Genomic DNA, 19973 nt, shown 5'->3' on the forward strand with positions numbered 1-19973 from the left:
CAGTCAGGACGTGTGCATCGAACTGGTTCCGTACATCTCGTACTCCCGAGCCATCCCGTGTTCATGAAGATCCAGGAACTGACCGAGGTCGATCGTCACTCCGAGGTAAGGGATTTCCGCCTTCTTCCCTCTGTCGAAGTTCCAGTTCTTGAAGAGATCAACACTGTAGGTGGCAGAGACGCGCCTGTCCGCGCCGACCGTCACAGAAGCGTTGATCCTCCATTTGACCTTGCCGATCGCGTTCTTTGCATCCATTCCCTGAAATTCACCTTTTCGCCATCCACTGTCTGCCGAATAAATGCACTCCTCGCCCTTCTCGCAACGACCGGAAGCCTCCGCCTTCCAAGCTTCCAGCTGATCGGAAATGTCTCCCTTCACCCCCCTGTCCCCCAGCAGGTTGTCCACCGTGTTCGCACTCAACTCGAAGTCGGTCCCGGTGTCGTCGCCATAGTGCTTCCACAGTGCGCAGGACATGACGAGACCTCTCACGCAGGCCCCCTTCGTCAGAACCCCCAACAGGACATTCGACTTCGCCAGGGAGAGGTTGAAGGCATCCTTCCAGCTCGACTTCGAGCCCCATGCACCCCCCTTGTGCGGTGTGCTCTTCTTATTGCTCCCACTCTTGCTGAGCGTGCCCCTGTTGTGAATGCTGCCGCCGTTGTTCCCGGTGCTGCTCGACCGCACGGGCCCGCACTCGTTCCACCCGCCCACGCAGTCGGCCAAGCGCTCGCCCGTGGGGTCCGAGTAGGTGGCGGGGTTGTTGCCGGCGTAGGCGTAGCCGTTGAGGCTCTGCCCGTCGGTGGTGTCCAGCACCGGGTCCACGCTGATGAACTGCCCGATGAGCGGGTCGTATTCACGGGCGTCGACGTGGGTCAGACCCGTGTCGGCGTCGGCGGACTTGCCGAGGAACGCCTTGTCGTCGACCCAGCTGACACCGCTGCCGCGCTGGGCACCGAACGGCGTCAGGTAGCGCTTCGTCAGCGCCTGGGTGTCGGAGGCGATGGCGACCGAGGCGGAACCGTGCTGGTCCCCCGCGAGGTAGCTGATCTTCTCCGTACCGGTCTGGTTGCTGCGCACCGCGACGGTGGAGCCTCCGAAGGAGTACGAGCGGGCGGCCCACTTCTTGCCGGACTTGAGGTGGACCTCCGTGGCGCCGAGGTAAAGGACGGTCTCACCGTCGCTCGCGGCGCTGCGGCGCAGGAGGAGGTTTCCGCCCACGCCGTAGAGGTAGTCGGTGGCGCGGGCGGCGCCCGCCGGGTTCTCGGTCAGCCGGGACAGCTTGCCCTCGGCGTCCCAGTCCAGGTTCTGCGTGGTGCTGCCGTCCGGGCGCGACGTCGTGTTGCCTTCCGCGTCGTAGCCGTACTCCGCCGTAACCCCGGTGCAGGTGCCCGACGTGACCGTGGCGAGCAGCGTGTGCGGCTGGGTGGTGCCGCCCCGGTAGCAGGAGGTGGTGGTCGTGGAGGTGTCGGCGGTGTGCGTGGTCTCGGTGTTCCGCTGGCTCCCCGCGGTGTAGGTGTAGCTGGTCCAGTAGGGGGCGGCGCCGCCGAGGTTGGCAGTGGTACGGCCGGTGGTGGCGCAGTCGCCGCCCGCCGGTGTCCACGCCTCGGTCAGGCGCTGGTAGCCGTCGTAGTCGAAGCACTGGGTGTCGGCCGCCCCCGTGCCGCCGAGGGTGGTGGTGTCGGAGATCCGGGTGATGTTGCCCGTGGTGTCGTAGGTGTAGTGGACGTTCATGGCGTCGTACGCCTGGGACGAGGCGTGGACCTGGGTCTGGAGCAGCCGGTGGGTGCCGTCCTCGTAGCCGTTGGCTATGTCGACCTTGCCGGTGCCGGTCGCCTCGGAGACACCCAGTTTGAGGGTGGCGAGCTGCGCGAGGTCGGTGTAGGTGGCGTTGAGGACGATGCCCTTGCCGCCGCCGGTGAGGCTGGTGGCCAGTCCTTCGGCGGAGTAGCCGTGCTCGACGGTCTCCGCGGCGAGGCCGCCTGCCGCCGGTTCGGTGGTCTGGTCGAGGGTGCCGTCGATGTTGTAGGCGGACGTGAACTTCACTGTGCTGGACGCGAGGGCGCCCGAAGTGACCAGCGCGTCGTCGGACGGGATCGTCAGGCTGCTCGCGACGGAGTTGGCGCGGGAGTCGTACGCCGTGACGCTCTGGGCGTAGGCCTTGCCGGCGGTCCCCCCGACGTACCGGGTGGAGACGGCGGGCAGGCCCTTGCCGAGGGTGGCGGTGTCGTAGGTGGTGTGGGTGAGCGTGTTGGCGGCGGTCTTCTGTGCGGCGAGGACGGTGGCGTCGGCCAGGTTCGCGCCCGCGGACGCCTTCCAGGTGTCGGTGACCCTGCCCAGCACGTCGTAGCCCAGGATCACGGCCTGTCCGGTCGCCCCCTTCGTCCAGGACACCTGGTCGAGTGCCGTGTACCCGCTGGTAGTGGCGCCCTTGTCCGGGTCGTTCGCCGTGACCTGGCGGCCGTAGAGGTCGTAGGTGTACGACCATGCGGCGCCGTCCGGGCCGGTGACCGTCTTCTGCTTGCCGTCGGGGGTGTAGGTGAAGCGCGTCCGGCTGTACCCCGGGCCCGTGAGGGCGCCGTACTCGCTGTCGGCGGCCGAGGTGCCGGCGTACTTGCGGGTCTCGGTGGTACGGCCGAGGGCGTCGGTGATCGTCCGCGTCGCCGATCCGCCGGTCAGGCCGGTGGTGGCGGTGGAGTCACCGGTGTAGGTGGTCGTCGTCTGCCACTTCTGCTCTCCGCCGGTCCTGAACGTCGTGCTGCTGGCGCGCCCCGCCGCGTCGTAGCCGGTGGTGGTGAGGCTGGGCGCCTCACCGTATTCGAGCTGCGTGTACGTGCCCGAGGGCGCGGCGGAATCGTAGATGTCGGCGTACGTCTCGGTGGCCAGGCCGCGGTTGTCGTAGTGGGTGTAGGTCAGGATGCGGCCGCTGGTCGCCCCGGGCGCCTGTGTCTCGACGGGGCGGAGCAGGGAGTCGAGCAGCGTGTAGGTGGTGGCGTAGGTGCCGTCCTCCCTCAGGGTGCCCGACGAGGACCAGGACGGGGCGGTGTTGGACACCGAGTACGCGAACACCTGGTTCGCGCTCTGGTTGGCGCTGTGGCTGCGGTTGGGCAGCCAGACCGCGGTGGTGCGCCCCAGGGCGTCGTAGGCCGTCTCCGTGATGTTCCCGTTCGCGTCGAATGCCTGGGTGGGCAGTCCGCGCGCCGGGTCGGTGTAGGTGTAAGTGCTGTACAGCTTCGGGTTCTTGGTCCAGGTCCGGGTGAGCGGTCCGGTGGTCGTGGGGGTGTAGGTCGTCGTGGTGGCGTTGCCGCCCGCGTCGGTCGTGATCAGCGGGCGCCCCAGCACGTCGAAGGTCGACGTGCCGACCGTCTGCCAGGCCGAGGGGTTGCGTTCGCCGCCGGAGACGGCCGCCGGGTAGGCGGATGCCCGGCCGGTCCAGGTGGCTTCGCCGAGGGTCGGGGTCTGCGACGCGCTCCACGCGGTGGCGTTCGGGGTGTCGTAGACGGTGGCGGTGTCGGAGACGACGTCACCGGCGGTCGCCGCGGCGGCCGGCAGGGAGAGGTCGGCCTCGGCGACCGAGCAGGCTCGTCCCACCACCCTGGTGCGGGAGGTCAGGGAGTTGATGCCGAGGCTGTCGTTACGGGCGTACCAGGTGCGGGTGCAGGTCTCGTCGCCGGTCCTGGCGGTGTCACCCGTTTCGTCGACCTTGGTCGCCATGCCGTAGTCGTCGTAGGTGGTGCTGGTGGAGACGCCCCGCCAGGTCCCGGAGGCGGTCAGGTAGGTGTACGCCGTCTCCTTGCCGGTGCGGGCGAAGTACGCCTCGGTGTCGGCGTACGACTTGTGCTGCGTGGCGGTCTTCTTGGACCAGGGGTCGTAAACGGTGGTCGAGACGGGGAGGGTGCCGTTGTAGGTGGTCTGCTGGCGCAGGGCGCCGGAGTACGGCTCGCTGTCCTTCTGGTCCGCCACGTTCAGCGCGTCGAAGTCCGTGCCCGGCACGGTCACGCTGCGCCGGGCGGTGGGGTCGAGCTTGCCGTCGGACCCGAGCAGCCGGTCGCCGTCCATGCCCTGGAGGTAGACCGAGGTCACCTTGGACTGGCCGGAGCCGGACCCCTGGGTGACGGTGACGTCGCGGTAGCCGCGCCAGACGGACCAGGTGCGCTCGTCGGCCGGGGTGAACGGTGAGTCGTTGTAGTGCCAGGCGGGCCCGGAGTAGGCGTAGTGGGTCTCCATCGTCTCGCCGGGGCCGTGCTCGTCACTGGTGACGACGTCGGTGACCCGGTACTTGTGGAACCAGTCGACGGTGGCGTCCTTGGCTCCGTTGACGTGCCAGTACTGGGGGTAGCAGGAGGCGGTGTCGTTGTCCTCGGCCGTCGGCATGCTGCTGCCGCGGACGCACTCCTGGCCCGAGAAGGTCACGTCGGTGACGGCGCCCGTCTCCGTCGTGACGGTGCGGATGCGGGGCTTGGTCAGCGGCAGGATGTCGTCCCGGTCGCCGTCGACCCGGTTGGGCCGCATGTCGTAGGTGAAGGCCACCGGGTTCATGCTGATCGCGGTGCCGTTCTTGCCGGTGCGCTTGATGCTCTTGAGCGTCAGGGTCTGGTCGGTGGAGTCACCGATGTCCCCGCCGTCCAGGTACTCCTGGGTGAGGTCCCAGGTGTCCACCGGGGTGAAGGCGCTGGTGGCCGCCGACCAGACCGAGGTGTCGACGCGGGTCAGCCGCTTGCGGGAGAAGAACGTGGGGCCGGTCGCCTTGCAGGTGACGCCCGACGCGCAGATCGAGTCGAAGGGGACGTCGGGCCAGTTCGGCGCGGTGGCGTCCTTCAGTTCGGCGCAGTCGGAGGCGGTGCAACGTTCCGCGTACGTGAAGTCGACCTTGGCGGACGTCACCCCGGAGAAGAGGGAGGCGGCGCGCTGCCCGTACTGGATCCTGTTGAGGTAGCCGCCACGGGTGTAGCCGGCGGTCGCGGTGCTCGCGCCGTTCTTCCCGTAGGAGTTGGTCTCCTTGGTGTACCAGTAGGACATCGCGTTGTCGTGGGTGTCCTCCACGTAGTCGAGGTTCCACCGCCATGCCTGGGTCACCGCGCGGTCCGCGAAGGTGCTGCCCCTGTCGTAGCCCGGCTCGCCGGAGTCGTCACCGAACACCGGTACGGTCCATACCGAGTTGGTGCGCTCGGTGCCGGCGCCGGGCAGCTTGTCGAGTCCGAAGACGTAGCGGGTTCCGTCGCCGGTGGTGACCGTCCAGGACTCGCCGTCGTCGTCGCCGTTGTCGGCGCCGGTGGTCAGCGTGACCGTGGAGGCGTCGTCGTTCTTCAGCCGCCAGACGCCCGTGGTGTCGTCCTTGACCAGTTCGGTGGACTTCCCGTTGAGCACCAGGCTGGCGTTGTCGAACTTCCAGCACAGGTCGTTCTTGTCCGTCTGCCCGTCGTCGTCGCACGACCCGTAGGTCCGCTCGACGTACGAGTTCGCGGACAGGTCGAAACCCTCACCGACCTGGGTGGACTGGTTGTTCGTCGACGCGGTCTTCCCGTCGGTGGAACCCGAGTCGTAGGCCAGGGAGAGCGACGGGGAGGGGCCGGGGGCGGGGGGTGTCGCGATCGGGTAGGACCAGCTGAACGACCCCGACGATCCTCCGCTCTCCCAGGTGGCCGCAGGTGAGAGCGGGGTGGCCTCGTAGGTACCCGAACCGGACGCCGACTCGGCCGACGTCGTCGCGGCGAGTGCCAGCACCGTGGGTACGGTGGCCGACAGGGTGACCGCTCCGGTGACGGTCCGTGCGGAGACGTCGTTGACCGACGCGACCTCCGTGGCGGTACGGCACTCCGCCTTTTCGGGCGTCGTCAGGGCGCACTGCGGCAGGCTGACCAGTCCGAGCCGCCCCGACCAGCCGCCTCCGTAGGCGGACGCGAACGCGCCGTATCCGATGCTCATTTCCCCGGTGCCGGCCTCCGGCGCCTGGGCCGTGAGCAGAACACCCTTGATGCCCAGGTCGGTTGCCGCCCGGTGGCCGAGCACCTTCACCCGGACCGGTCCGCCGTCGAGCGCGGGCGCGGCCTTGCCGCCGGACCCTTCCGCCTTCTGTGCGTTCAGGGCGAGCGGCAGCCCGCCGACCTCGGTGGCGGAGGCCCGGCCCGCCGCGCCCACGGTCAGACGGCCCTCGCCGCTCCCGGGCCAGGTCGTCCTCTGCTCGTTCTTCGCCTGCTTCGCCTGGGATTCGTTCTTCTTCCGCCCCGAAGCGGCCGTCGCGCGCCCCTTCTTGGCGTCGAAACCGGTCACTGCCTCGGTCTTGCTGATCTTCCGCTCCCACAGCGGTTTCAGATCGTGCGAGGTTCCCTGCGCCTGAGCCACCGGCGTGAGGCCGACGACGGACAGCGAACCCGTCACCGCCAGGAACAGTACATATCTGGCAAGGGCACGCCCGAGCCTGGGGCGAGAGCCCCGTCCGACAAACACCAGCAGCCCCCATAGGGTCACAGATCCAGTGGAACGGACCGCCGCCCTCGCACGAGGGCAGCGGGAGATCACGCCGTACGGCTGTCGCGCCGCAGGCGTGGTGAGCGCGGTCGCACGGGGGTGGATCCCCTGTCCGTACGACCGCGCCGGAAAATGACACGCACCGGTGTGCGGCCGGTCCCATGTCGGGGACCGGCCGCACGCCGGCTCATCCGGTCACGTCGTCGCTCTCGTCGTCCTGGGCAATACCGACGAGGCCGGCTACCTGGTCGCTGTCGGCCGCCGCGCCGGCCCAGACGCGGATGTCCGTGATCCGGCCGCGCAGGTAGTGGCCCCAGGCGCCGTTGACGTACCCCTTGCCACCGGCGAACTCCCCGGACCCGATCACCGCGGTGTACGCGGTGTCCTCACCGTTCTGTGTGGAGGCGAGGTACAGCCGGATCGTCCCTTCCTGGGCGTCGTACACCCCGGTCACGCGGACCGCTCCGTCGGACGCCGCCTCGTCGGATTGGACCGCGTCGAACGTCCCGTCGCTGTTGAGACGACCGAAGCGCCAGAACCAGGTTGGACGGTCGAGCAGTTCCCCCGTCTCTTCGTCCATGTACTGCTTGACGCCGGACCGCTGGTGCCACAGACCCCAGGCCGAGCCGTCCGCGCTTCGCTGGCCGAGGACCTGGACCGCGTAACCGTCCTTGTCGGGGTCCGCGTCCAGTGCGGCCGTGTCCGGCTCGACCTCGGTGGTCACGGTGAAGGACTCCCGGTCGTCCACGACCGGACCCGCGGTGGTGACCGAGTCGTCCACCCCGTCCAGCACGATCGCGTCGTCGGTGACGGAGGCTCCGCCGTTGAGCTGCAGGCTGCGGCCGTACACGCTGGTCGTGTCCGCGAGCGCCGCGGTGCCGGTACTGCCCCGGGGCTGCCATGCGGCGACCAGTGCGGTCGACCGTGAACTCCCGTCCGGGTTGAGGAGCTCGGCCACCTTGGCGACCTCGGCGTCCGGCAGTGCCGACTGGTAGGCCGCGACCTCGTCGACTCGGCCCTTCCAGTAGTTGTTGAACGTGCCGCTGCCCGCGCTGGCGCGGCCGATCTGGAGGCCGCTGTCGACCGCGGTCGGCCACCCCTCCTGCGGGACCGCGACGGCATTGCCCTGCCGCCGGCCGTTCACGAAGAGGCTGATCGTGTGCGCCTCACCGTCATAGACACCCGCCAGATGGGTCCACGCCTTCAGGGTGATCCCGGGTGACAGGTTGGCGTTCGCCCCGATGTACCGGCGCTCCGCCCCGACGTACCACTGCATGAGGAACACCCAGCGGCCGATACCGGGCGAGTAGTAGAGCGAGAAGCCCCGGTTGTCGCTGCCGGTCTGGGAGAGCACCGTACGGAAGGCCGTGTCGTCCGTGGGGTAGGCCCAGGCCGAAACGGTGAACGAGGACTGCGAGTTCACCACGGGGCTCGACGTCGCCGCGTAGCCGGTCTGCTGGGTGGTGTTGGCCGTGTCGTTCAGCCACAGCGACCTGTCGCCGTCTCCCCGGCGGGCGAACGACGACCAGCCCGCACCGGCCTCGTGCAGCGTGAGATCGTGCCGGCTGCCCGGCGCCGTTCCCTTGTCCGCCGCGACCGTCACCGCGGAGCCGGAGGTGCCGTCGTCGAAGTGCCAGAGGCCTGCGGGCCCCTCGCCCTCGGCGACGTTGAACCGGACCGCGGTGGTCTCGCCGGACTGCCCGGTGCCCACGCTGTCCACGGCGCGTACGTAGAGAACCTGCACGCCGGACAGGGCGGGCTTGATGCTCCGGCTGACCGACGTCGTCGCCGAGACTTTCGTCCACGCCTTGTCGGTCGCGAGCTTGTACTCGTACGCCACGACGTTGGCGTCCGCGGAGTTCCTGGTGAAGGTGAACTGACCCGCCACGCCCGGACCACCGGTCGCGGCCCCGCAGCCGTCACCGTCGTCCGGACACACCGCGTACACCGCCCCGGAGGGCGTGGTGACGGCGGGCGCCTTGGGCCGGGTCGAGTCGATCGTGAAGTAGCACCAGCCCTTCGTCGTCAGCGTGCTGTGGCCCTCGATCAGGTTCGCCCCGCTGTTGTAGTAGGAGCGGGTGAACACCGCCATCCGGTAGGCCGAGTTCTGCGCGAGCGTGACCGGGGAGTCCACGGCGACCGTGGCGTTGTCCGCCACGAAACCGCTCGACGGCCTGACGGGTTCGGTCGCCACGGTCGCCCATCCCGCGGAGGTCTTCTGCTGCACGTAGAAGTGCGCCCGCAGACTCACCCCGCTCTCACCGCCGGCCGCGGCCTGCACCTGGGCGCTGAACCTGGGCGTCGGGTCGGAGATCCACGCGGGGTCCGCCTCGGTGGTCTCGCACGAGGAGGCGACGGCCGGGCTGGTCGGCACCGCCGGGAGACCCACGTAGGTGACGGCGAGGACGGCGTCGTTGCGGAAGCGCTTCCAGGCCGACGCGTCGGTCTCGTCCTTGGCCTTGAGCATCAGCGTCAGACGGGAGAACTCGCCCTCGGCGAAGTCCCGCACGGTCGGGGTGAGGTTCTCGTAGGTCTCACTCGGGTCGTCGTTGAACTCGATGGGCGCCGCCGGGGTGTCCGGATCGCACGAGGAGCCGCGCCCCGCCGACACGTCCCGGTCGCCCACCAGGTCGAGGTGGGTCGGGCGGGACGCCCACGTGGTGGACGAGGAGATGTTGCTCGTCCGGTACAGCTGCACCCAGCGCGGGTCGCACTGGAACGCCCACGGCTCGGTCGCCCGGAAGGTGGCGTCCAGGACGCGTTTGCCCTTCAGCTTGTCCGGCGCGAACTCGAAGTACAGCCGCTGCGTGTACCCGGGGCCGCAGTAATATCCGCCCCAGTTACCGCACTTGCCGACGCCTTGGCCCTGGCCGTCGTCCCCGTTGCCCCAGCCGTACGACTCGTAGCCGTCCGAGCGCAGCAGCGTCCGCTCCGCCTCGCCCCACGACACGGTGGGGTCGATGTACAGCGGGAAGTCCTCCGCCTCCGTGTGCGCCAGCATCCCGGCGTCGGGGGTGACCGTCAGCACGTCCTGGCCGACCGAGACGTCCATCGGCTTCGTCGTGTCACCGGCCGCGGGCTCCACGCCCGTTCCGTCACCGCCGGCGTCCGCCGCGGCGTCCTGGGCCGTGTCCTGGGCCGTGTCCTCGGCGTAGTCGGCCCGGGTCACGGAAGATCGAGCCGGACTCCGCTCGACGGCGGACGACGTGACCGCCTCGCCCGGGGCGGGAGTGGCGGTGTCCGGACCGGCGGAGTCCCACATCTGCGCCCGCGGCGCGCGGAACACCCAGTTGCCGTCGGCGTCGACGGCGTCGTACCCGCCGCCGCTGTTCTCGGTGACGCTCAGTCCCGACGCCCGCAGCGAGTAGTCGATCTGTTCGAGCTCCGGCTGCGCGGCGGCCTCCGGCGTCCTGACGACCAGCACGTGCCGGAAACCCTCGGTGGACGCGGTGACCTTCAGGTCCACGCCGTCCAGGACGTTCCGGTACAGCGCGCTCGCCCCGTCCAGCTCCGGTTCGGGCAGCGCCCCGGGCCACCCCAGCGCAAGGGACTTGCCGTCCTTCTCGATCCGCGCCAGCGGCTCGTCCGTACCGCCGCCGGAGAACTCCATCGACACGGCGGCCGCCTTCGGCGCGACCGTCCCGTCGGCCCCGCGCACCAGCGTCGCATCCGGGGTCCGCCAGCCACCGTCGGACGTCGCCACCCGGACCGGCACCGCCGACTGCTCCAGCGTGAACGTGGAGCCGTCGGGGTTCGCGTAGACGGTCGTGTCCTGCGACCGCTCCCCCACCACCTCGACCCGTTCGCCGGACTTCTTCGCTTCCGCCGATGCCTGCGCGGCCTCACCCGGCGGAGCGACGTCCTGGGCCACCGGCCCGGTAAGCGGGTCCGCCCACGCCACCGCGGGCAACGGGCCCAGCAGGAGCGCGGCAGCCGTCAGCACCACCAGCGGGCCCCTCGGCCGTCCCTGTCTCCTCGAACGCGTGCGCACCAATTCCCCCCTCGTCATCACACTTCGCGCACCCCCCCTATGCGCCGTGAGCATGAGAACAACACTTTGCGCATATGACAAGAAGATCTATGTGACGAATGGTGGTTACTCCCGGCGGTGCACCAATTGTCGACCCGAAAACCGCACGTCCGGAATCCGACAGGAGATACGGTCGCCAAATACCGGGGAAAGGAGAAGTTAATTCGAAGTGGATTCCTTCCATTCCCTTCACCGCGGGCGAGCGAATCCCCGGCGTCCAAATCCACCCGACTCGAAGGGCATCCCCACCTCACCGCCTCTACCAGGCAGAACACGAGGAGGCGGCGCCGAGTCCACGGACGCGACCATCGACCCGAGGGGCGGCCACAAGGTTCCGGTGCGGGCCTCACGGCGAGCCCCGCACCGTCCTCGCACCCCCGAAAAGGCGCCGCGGAGTTGCCTCCCGCACCCACCCGCAGGGCCGCAATCGCGCCAGTACCAGCATTTCCGACGATTCGTCCGGACAACCCGCCGGCCAATGCTTCGGGTTTCACGTGCAGACCCCGACTTTTCCAGCAGACGAAAAAGAGAAGGAAATGGACAGGAATGAGGATCAATTCCCGGCACGGTCGCGCACAAGTCGTCGTCGCACGACCGGTGAGGAACGGGACTCGGCCCCGCCGACCTTCCCGATCACCCCCTCTTCCGGTAGGACGGCGGACGCCGGGAGAGCCCCGGCGTAAGCTGCGCTCGGCATGAACACGGCGGGGGTGCGGAGCGGATGACGGCTGAATCGACGCTGGGCTGGGAATCGACCCTCGACTCGGTCGTGGTGTACGCACAGGGTGCGGTCTGCCGCCGCCTGACGCGGGGTCACGTTCCGCCCGACGGCCGGGTACGGGTGACGGGGCTGCCGCGCACCGTCGATCCGGGTTCGTTGCGGGCCCGGGTTCTGGGTGCCTCCGGGCTGCGCGTCACCGAGGCAAGGGTGGAGACCGGGGCAGGACGGCTCGGCCCGGACACGCCCCAGGGCCTGCGGGACGAGGTCGAGCGGCTCAAGGACGCGTGCGAGGCGGCGCGGGCGCGCCGGGACCGCGTGCTGAGCCGGATCGAGGAGGTCGGGGCGCTCCGCCCGGTACCTCCGCCGCGCAAGCGCGACGACCCGCAGCACCGCCGTACCCCGGTCGACGCGTGGCTGGAGCTGGCCGGGTTCGTCGACGAACGTCTGGCGGGACTGCACCAGCGCCTCGCCGGGCTGGAGGAAGCACTGCGCGCGGCGGAGCACGAGGTGGAGGTCGCCGCCGACCGGCTCGCCCGTGCTTCCACCGACGCGCCGTCGGCGCACGTGGAGACCACGGTCGGCGCGGTCCTGACCCTCGACGGCACCGGTGAGGTGGAGTTGGAGCTGGAGTACGGCGTGCCCGGCGCCGTATGGGTGCCGGCCTACCGCCTCGCGTACCGGCAGGGCGACGGCAGCGGCCGCCTGCTGCTGCGCGCCTCGGTCGCGCAGCGGACCGGTGAGGACTGGACCGGCGTACGCATCGCCCTGGCCACCGCCGATCTCCGGCGCCGGACAGATCTTCCGAAGCTCCGCTCGATCCGGATCGGTCGCAGTCAGCCCTCCCCCGCTCCGGCCGGATGGCGTGAGCCTCCGGCCGGACTCGCCGGCCTCTTCTCGGGGTACGACGCGGCAGGCCCCCGCACGGCCTCGCCCGTCACCGCACGGGCGGCCTCGCCGATGGTCGGCGGCGCCCCGGCCGAGTTCCTCTCCGCCCCACCGCCACCCCCGCCCCCGCCGTTGTCCGCGCCGATCCGGTCCCGGGCGAAGCACGGCGGCCCCCCGGCGCCGGGCGGCATGTCCTACGGGGCGGCGCCTGCCGCACCTGCCGCAGCAGCGCCCGGTGGACCCGCCCCCATGGCGCCCGGTGCCCAGGCTCCGGCCGCGGCACCTCCCCCGCCGCCGTCACCGCCCGCCGGTCCCCCCAGGCCGAGCAGCGCCGAGCTGGACTACGAGGGCCTCGTCCTCTCCGGCCCCGACGAGCGGGGCGACCGCCGGGGCCGGCTCTTCGGCGACGCGCCGTTCGACCCGGTGGTGGCCGAGCACCGCCGTCGCGCCGAGGCGGTGGCCTCGCTGCCGCTGCCCGGACAGGCCGTGCGGCCCCGCGAGTCGGCGGGTTCCTTCGACCACCGCTTCGACGCCGCAGCCCGGGCCGACGTCCCGTCCGACGGCACCTGGCACACCGTCACCGTCGGCGAGATCCCGGTCGGTCTGCGCGCCGAGTACCTCTGTGTGCCGTCCGTGGAGCAGACCGTCTACGCGACGCTGGTGCTCTCCAACGCCACCGACCAGGCGCTGCTGGCCGGGCCGGTGGAGATCACGGTCGACGACGGGTTCCTGCTGACCGCCGCGCTGCCCACGCTCGCCCCCGGCGGTGTCCGCCGGGTGGGACTCGGGCCGGCCGAGGGCGTCCGAGTCACCCGTCGTACGAACCTGCACGAGTCGACCTCCGGCCTGCGCGGCAACACCACCGTGCTCAACCACGGTGTCCGCGTGGAACTGGCCAACGGGCTCGCGCTCCCCGTCCGGGTGGAGGTCCACGAGCGGGTGCCCGTCACCTCCGATCCGGACGTCCGGATCGAGGAGCGGGCCGGCTGGGCCGCGCCGGTGGACGGCGCGGGGCCCGACCGGTACGCGCCGGGCACCCGTATCTGGCGACTGGACCTGCCCGCAGGAGCCACCGCCGCCCTCGACGGCGGCTACGAGATCCGCATCCCGACCGGCAAGGCCCTGGTCGGCGGCAACCGCAGGAGCTGACACCCGCCATGTCCACGGCTCCGAAGCCCTTTCCCCTCCCCGTCACCGCCGTCACGTGCCTCGAAGACCGGGCCCACGTCGAGCGCTCCGTCGTGCTCGACCTGGAAGCCGGGGTCCAGCGGCTCCGCCTCGGCCCGGTCAGCGCGCTGGCCGTCGACCGCAGCCTCCACGCCGAACTGACCGCCCGGCACCCCGCGACCGTCCTCGACGTACGGATCGTCCGTACGTGGACACCGCGCGGACCGCAGCCGCTCACCGGGGAGGACTCTCCGCTGCGTCACCGCGTGCGCGCCCTCGAAGAGGAGCGGCCGGCTCTGGAGCGGCGGCGCGACCGCCTGCTCACCCGGCTCGACCTCCTCGGCCGTCTCGCCGCCGATCTGCTGCGGGAGATCGGCGAGGGCGCCGGCCACGGCGAGACCGAACACTCCCGCTGGGCCCGTGAACTGGACCGGGTGGACGAGGAACGCGACACCTGCGAAGAGCAACTCCGCTCCGCGCGGGCCCAGCTGTCCGCACTCGACGAGGAACTCGGCGAAGCGGAGCGGGTCATGGCCCTCACCGAGGAGGAGCCCGCCGAACTCGTCGGCCACATCGAGCTCACGGTGGAGGCCACGGTGGCCGGGCCGGCCGGGCTGCGTCTGACCCACCTCACCCCGTGTGCGCTGTGGCGGCCCGCCTACCGGGCCGTGCTCGACAAAGGCTCCCTGACGCTGGAGACGGACGCCGTCGTCTGGCAGCGTACGGGCGAGGACTGGTCGGACGTACCGCTGACCCTGTCGACGGCCCGTTCGGCGTCGGCCGGCGTGCCGCCCCGGCTGACCGAGGACCGGCTGACACTGCGGGACCGCCCGGCGGCGGAACGCCGCACGGTCGAGGTCGAACTGCGCGAGGAGGAGATCGCGACGCTCGGCCCCGTCCCGGTGCTCGGCCTCCCGGGGGTGGACGACGGCGGCGAAACGCGGGTGCTGAGAGCGCCCGCGCGGGTCTCCGTACCCGGGGACGGCCGCGCCCACCGCGTACCGCTCTCCGCGTTCACCGCCGCCGCGCGCGACGAGTACGCCTGCTCACCGGAGTTGTCGCCGCTCGTCACCCGAGTGGTGCGGTTCGACAACCTTTCCGGCCACGCCCTGCTCGCCGGCCCCGTGGACCTGATCGGCGCGAGCGGGTTCAACGGCCGCGGCACGCTGGACTTCACCGCTCCCGGCGGCCCCGTCGAGCTGGCCTTCGGCAGCCGCGACGACTTCCACGTGGTCCGGGAGGCCGAGGAGGCCCGCGACACCACCGGCATCACCCAGCGGACCGTGGTCACCCGCACGGTACGGCTGCACCTGTCGCGGTTCTCCGCTCCCGGGGAGCGGAGTGAGCGGGTGGTGGTCCTCCGGGAGCGCGTCCCGGTCTCCGAGGTCTCCGCCGTGGAGGTGCATCTGCGCAAGGACGCGTGCTCCCCCGCCCCGGACGTGATCGACGCCGAGGGCATCGCCCGCTGGGACGTCGCCCTCCCGCCCGGCGGCCGGCGCACGGTCACCCTGGTCTACGAGGTGTCGGCGAGCGCCAAGGTCGCGGGGCTCTGAGCAGGGCGCAGGCGCGGCGGAAGCAGGGGGAAGCGGGGCGGAAACCGGGCATGGGCAGCGCCTGAGCAGCGCGGAAGCCGGTCGCGTGCGGAACGGAACCAAGCCGTCCGCACGGGTTGACGGGACCATGCCCGAACGGCAAAGATCATCTGGCTCGACTCTGACAACGTTGTCGTACGAGAGGAATGCGATGAAAACGCTGAAAAAACGCGTATTCGGCGTCCTGTTGATCGCCACCACGATGGTCGCGGCCTCCGCCACCTCCGGTGTCGCGAACTCCCGGCCCCAGGGAGCGAAGTTCGCCGCCGACCCCACCACGCTGGTCGACACGTCGATCGGCAACAACGGCGACGGGACCACCTTCCCCGGGGCCTCCGCACCGTTCGGCATGGTGCAGCTGAGCCCCGACACCCAGCTGAACAAGTACGCCTCGTACGACTACGCCCAGGACACCATCCTCGGCTTCAGCCACACGCACCTCTCGGGCGTGGGCTGTCAGACGATGGGCAACTTCCGGTTCATGCCGACCACCGGCGCGGTCACCTCGTCCGACCCGGCCCAGTACGGCGCCAAGTTCAGCCACGACAACGAGACCCGCTCGCCGGGCTACTACGGTGTGAAGCTCGACAACGGCATCGAGGCCGAGCTCACCGCGACGGAGCGCACCGGACAGCACCGCTACACCTTCCCGGCCGGGTCGGACTCCGAGAACGTGCTGATCGAGACCGGCCAGAGCAACGGCAGCACCTACGCCGGTGACATCAAGGTGGTCGGCGACGACACCGTCGAGGGCTGGCTCCAGGGCGGCAACTTCTGCGGCGAGACCGGCAAGGAGCGCTACCGGGTCTTCTTCAGCGCCAAGTTCGACCGGAAGTTCTCGACGTTCGGCACCTGGACCGACAACACCCTCACCCCGGGCGCCCGCGAAGCGACGCGCGGCACCAAGCGCGCCGGGGCGTGGCTGTCCTTCGACCCGTCCGAGGGCGACCAGGTCGGCACCTCGGTGGGCCTCTCCTACACCTCGGTCGACGGTGCCCGCCTCAACCGGAAGGCCGAGCAGCCGAAGTCGTTCGACAAGGCCCGGGCCGGCGTGCACGACGCCTGGAAGGACGAGTTGAACCGGATGCGCGTGGCCGGTGGCACCACCGCCGACCAGCGCACCTATTACAGCGCGCTCTACCACTCGCTGCTGCACCCGTCGATCGGTTCCGACGTCGACAACCGCTACCGCGGCTTCGACGACCAGGTGCACCGCGCGGACTCCACGTACTACCAGATGTTCTCGCTCTGGGACACCTACCGTTCGCAGAACCAGCTGGTGGCCCTGGTCAACCCGGACAAGGCCACCGACATGGCGAAGTCCGTGCTGCACATCTACCAGGACGGCGGCTGGGTGCCGCGCTGGGGTCTCGGCGGCGGCGAGACCAACGTGATGAGCGGTGACCCCATCACCCCCTGGGTCGTCGACCTCTACAACCGCGGCCTGCTCGACAGGAGCACCTCGCGTCAGCTCTTCGACGCGCTCTGGAAGAACGCCAACGAGGTCCCCGCGGACCAGTCGCTCTTCCGCGGCCGCGACGGCAACCCGACCTACGTCCAGAACGGCTGGGTCGCCTACCAGAACCTGCCCGGCTACACGTACGGCGACAGCCGCCAGGCCGGTTCCGCCACCCTGGAGTACGCGCTCGCCGACTGCGCGCTGTCCACCATGGCGCAGGGCCTCGGCTACCGGGACAAGGCCACGGCCCTCGCCGCGCGCTGCGACAACTTCGCGACGCTCTGGGACAACGACGTGACCTCGCAGGGGTTCACCGGCTTCCCGGTCACCCGCAACGCGGACGGCACCGTCGCCGGCGACCCCGACCCCACCCAGTCCGGCGCCTTCCACGAGGGCACCGCCTGGCAGTACCAGTGGCTCGCCCAGCAGGACCCGCAGACCCTGTACGGCCTGATGGGCGGCGCGGACAAGGCCGAGCAGCGGCTCGACACCTTCTTCGACCTGCCGACCGTGCTCGCCGACCCGGCGAAGGCGGCCAAGGAGAGCTGGGTGACGGGGGCGTACGACTACCACAACAACTTCGCCTTCAACCCCAACAACGAGCCCGACTTCCACACCCCGTGGATGTACACGTGGACCGACTCCCCGTGGAAGACCTCGTCCGTGCTGCGCGCGATGCGGACCCTCTTCACCGATGACGCGTACGGCATGCCTGGCAACGACGACCTCGGTGCCACCTCGTCGCTGCTCGTCTTCGCCATGGCCGGCATCTTCGAGGCCCAGCCCGGCTCGGCCGACTACATCGTCACCGCGCCGATGTTCGAGAAGGTCGAGATCCGCCCGGAGCACGGCCGCACGATCAGCATCGAAGCCCCCGGCGCGAGCGCGTCGAAGCTCCAGTACATCTCTTCCGTGACCACCGGCAAGGGCAAGCTGCGCCAGAGCTGGCTCTCCCACGAGAACCTGCTCCACGCCGGCACGATCCGGATCAGCCTCTCCGACAAGCCCACCACCTGGGGCGTCGACGCCGCCCCGCCCGCCATGGGCGCCACCGCCGCCAAGCACTGACGGCCCGGGGTGCGGTCCCTTCCCGGAGTTCCGGGGAGGGACCGCACCCCGTTACGGGACCGGCCGCGCAGAGGACCCGGCGTCGGCATGTGCGCGGGCGCGTTCGATGTCGGGGACGTGGCTCTCGGCCCATTCCCGGACGGCACGCAGAGGTGTCAGCAGTGAGCGGCCGAGGTCGGTGAGGGCGTATTCGACATGCGGCGGATGTGCGGGAATCTCCGTGCGGGAGACTCAGACCGTCGTACTCCGTCGCTCAAAGCCTCTCGGTGAAGCGCCTTCGGCGTGATCCCCCGGATGTGCGCCTTCAACCCCGTGTGTCGCATCGACCGTTGTCCAGCGCGTTGACGACGAACACTGTCCAACGCGCCCCGATCCGGTGCGGAACGGGGCGACTGGGGCAGGTCGCGGCCGTGACATTGTAGGCCTTACCCATGCACGACTCCCGGAAGCCTTGTGTATACCGGTATGGAATTCATACCTTCCAGGTTGTGTCCACTCCCGATTGTGCAACCCGTCCCCCGACGCCTCGGCACGGCCGTTTCGTCGCGGCGATCGTCATCGACTCGCTCGGCACCGGTGTCTTCATCCCCGTTTCGATGCTGTATTTCCTGGCCACGACGTCGCTCACGCTGGTGCAGGTGGGCGCGGCACTGACGACGGCCGGGCTGCTGGCGCTCCCGGCGGGTCCGCTGGCCGGAGGGCTGGTCGACCGGTACGGCGCCAAGCCGGTGTTGCAGGCGGCGAACCTGGCCCAGGCGCTCGGCTTCGCGGGCTATCTCGTCGCGGGGCACACCTGGCAGATCGCCGTCTTCGCCTGGTTGAACAGTGCCGGACGGGCGGTGTTCTTCAGCTGCTACGGCGTGACCGTCACGGCGCTGGCCGCTCCCGGCCGACGCGAGCACTGGTTCGGTCTTCTGGGGTCGGTACGCAACCTCGGCTACGCGCTCGGCGGGCTCCTCTCCGCCGTCGCCGTCGGTATCGGTACTCAGGGCGCCTACGCCACGATCGTGGTCGTCAACGCCCTGTCCTACCTCGCCGCCTTCATGCTGATGCGGGCCGTGCCGAACGTCCGCCCCGAGGCGGGCCAGGACGGTCAGGACGCCGCCGGAGGCTGGGGGCGCGTACTCCGGGACCGGCGGTACCTGACACTGGTCGCACATCAACTGTGCTTCGCGGTCTCCCTGTCCGCCCTCAACGTCGCGATACCGGTCTACGCCGTGGACGTGCTGGGACTGCCCGGCTGGACCGCCGGCGCGGTGTTCACGCTCAACACCCTGATGGTCGGCTTCGGCCAGGGCATCGTCCTCCGGTGGCTCGACGGGCGGATCCGCAGCCGCGTCCTCGTCGCCGGACACGCCTGCTTCGCCGCGGGCTACCTCTTGTTCCTCGCCGCCGACCACGTGGCCGCGCTCGCCCTCGCGGTCGGCGTCGTACTGCTCGGTGCGGGCAGCTACACCCTCGGTGAGATCCTCGGCGGCCCCATCACCTCGACCGTCGCCGCGGAGAGCGCCCCGGACGCTCTCCGCGGCCGGTACCTGGCCCTCAACCAGCTCGCCGTGACGGTCGCGGGAGCGGTCGCTCCGGCGGCGCTCTCCGGGTTGCTGTCCAGCGGGGCAGCCCCGATCTGGCTGACCCTGGTGGGAGTCAGCGCCCTCGGAGCCGCGCTCGCCACGACGATCGGCAGAGCGGTTCCGGCAGCGGGGAGCCGCATCGGAAGTGTCCGACCAGCCGCTTCCCAGGCGTAGTTCGCGGCCGCAGCAGACCAAAGGCTGTCCCGCAGAGCATTCGGCGTGCGCGACGGCGGCTCACGCCCCGGCAAGCTCCAGGCGGTCCAGCAGCCCGGCCGCCGTGAAGGCGTCGACCAGGTAAGTGCGGCCCTCGGTGAAGTGGCCCCAGCTGTCGAAGTGGACGGGGACCACGCGGCGGGCCGCGAGGATGGTGGCGGCTTCGGCGGCCTGGGCGCTGTCGAGAGTGAGCAGGGCACCGTCGAACAGAGCGGTGCGAGCGGCGCCGGCGAAGAGAACTGCGGTGTCCACGGGGGCGAAGCGGTCGGCGATCCGCCGGACCAGCTCCAGTGAGGCGTTGTCGCCGCTGACGTAGACGGTGGGCAGGTCGGGGGAGGTCAGGACGAATCCGATCACCTCGCCGGTGACAGGTTCGCAGCCCTCGGGTCCGTGCTGGGCGGGGACTGCGGTCACCGTCAACGTGCCGCCGTCGGGGCGGGGCAGTTCGACGGTGTCCCACGGGGCCAGGCCCCGTGCGGTGCCGCCCAGACGGCCCGCGCCGCCGCGTGTGGTCAGGACCAGCGGGACGCCGGCCAGCAGGGCACGGCCGGAGTGGTCGAGGTTGTCGGGGTGCTCGTCGTGGGAGAGCAGGACGACGTCGACCGGGGCGAGTTCGGCGGGGTCGACGGCGGCGGGCGCGGTCTTGGTGAGGACGTGGCCGTTGCCCCGGGGGTACTCGCCGGGGGCATCGAAGGCGGGGTCGGTGAGTAACCGCAGCCCGCCGTACTCGATGAGGGCGGTCGGACCGCCGAAGACGCTGACGGGGGTCTGTTCGGTGCGCGTACCGGTCATCATGTCCTCA

Annotated in this window: 8 protein-coding genes; 4 read left to right on the forward strand and 4 right to left on the reverse strand. The window is 70.6% G+C overall.

Annotated elements, in window-relative coordinates; translation table 11 throughout:
- Positions 1 to 3: 3 nt before the first annotated feature.
- The gene (locus tag ACWCWD_RS16620; protein ID WP_450773527.1) at positions 4 to 6375 is read right to left on the reverse strand and encodes an RHS repeat-associated core domain-containing protein; all 6372 of its coding nucleotides are present in this window, start codon (positions 6373 to 6375) and stop codon (positions 4 to 6) included.
- Between the two features lie 277 nt (positions 6376 to 6652).
- Complete coding sequence (locus ACWCWD_RS16625) at positions 6653 to 10411, reverse strand: LamG domain-containing protein (RefSeq protein WP_450773528.1); 3759 nt, start codon at positions 10409 to 10411, stop codon at positions 6653 to 6655.
- A gap of 805 nt (positions 10412 to 11216) precedes the next feature.
- On the opposite strand from ACWCWD_RS16625, the gene ACWCWD_RS16630 reads away from it, so the two are divergent.
- The 3 genes from ACWCWD_RS16630 (at position 11217) to ACWCWD_RS16640 (ending at position 17387) form a co-directional block, all read left to right on the forward strand.
- A complete protein-coding gene (locus ACWCWD_RS16630; RefSeq protein WP_450773529.1) occupies positions 11217 to 13250 on the forward strand; it encodes a DUF4139 domain-containing protein in 2034 nt (677 codons plus the stop codon).
- Positions 13251 to 13258: 8 nt separating this feature from the next.
- The gene (locus ACWCWD_RS16635) at positions 13259 to 14821 is read left to right on the forward strand and encodes a mucoidy inhibitor MuiA family protein (protein ID WP_450773530.1); all 1563 of its coding nucleotides are present in this window, start codon (positions 13259 to 13261) and stop codon (positions 14819 to 14821) included.
- A 190-nt stretch (positions 14822 to 15011) separates the two neighbouring features.
- The gene (locus ACWCWD_RS16640; protein WP_450773531.1) at positions 15012 to 17387 is read left to right on the forward strand and encodes a GH92 family glycosyl hydrolase; all 2376 of its coding nucleotides are present in this window, start codon (positions 15012 to 15014) and stop codon (positions 17385 to 17387) included.
- 51 nt (positions 17388 to 17438) lie between these two features.
- On the opposite strand, the gene ACWCWD_RS16645 is transcribed toward ACWCWD_RS16640, so the two are convergent.
- Positions 17439 to 17603 carry a winged helix-turn-helix transcriptional regulator gene (locus tag ACWCWD_RS16645; RefSeq protein ID WP_450773627.1) on the reverse strand — a complete coding sequence of 55 codons (165 nt, stop codon included), beginning with the start codon at positions 17601 to 17603 and terminating at the stop codon, positions 17439 to 17441.
- A 272-nt stretch (positions 17604 to 17875) separates the two neighbouring features.
- Between ACWCWD_RS16645 and ACWCWD_RS16650 the strand changes: the two genes are divergently transcribed.
- A complete protein-coding gene (locus ACWCWD_RS16650) occupies positions 17876 to 19132 on the forward strand; it encodes an MFS transporter (protein WP_450773532.1) in 1257 nt (418 codons plus the stop codon).
- Between the two features lie 60 nt (positions 19133 to 19192).
- On the opposite strand, the gene ACWCWD_RS16655 is transcribed toward ACWCWD_RS16650, so the two are convergent.
- Positions 19193 to 19966 (reverse strand): MBL fold metallo-hydrolase, encoded by a 774-nt coding sequence (locus ACWCWD_RS16655; protein WP_450773533.1) that lies wholly within the window; start codon positions 19964 to 19966, stop codon positions 19193 to 19195.
- Positions 19967 to 19973 lie beyond the last annotated feature (7 nt).

This window comes from Streptomyces sp. NPDC001493 (assembly GCF_053597235.1).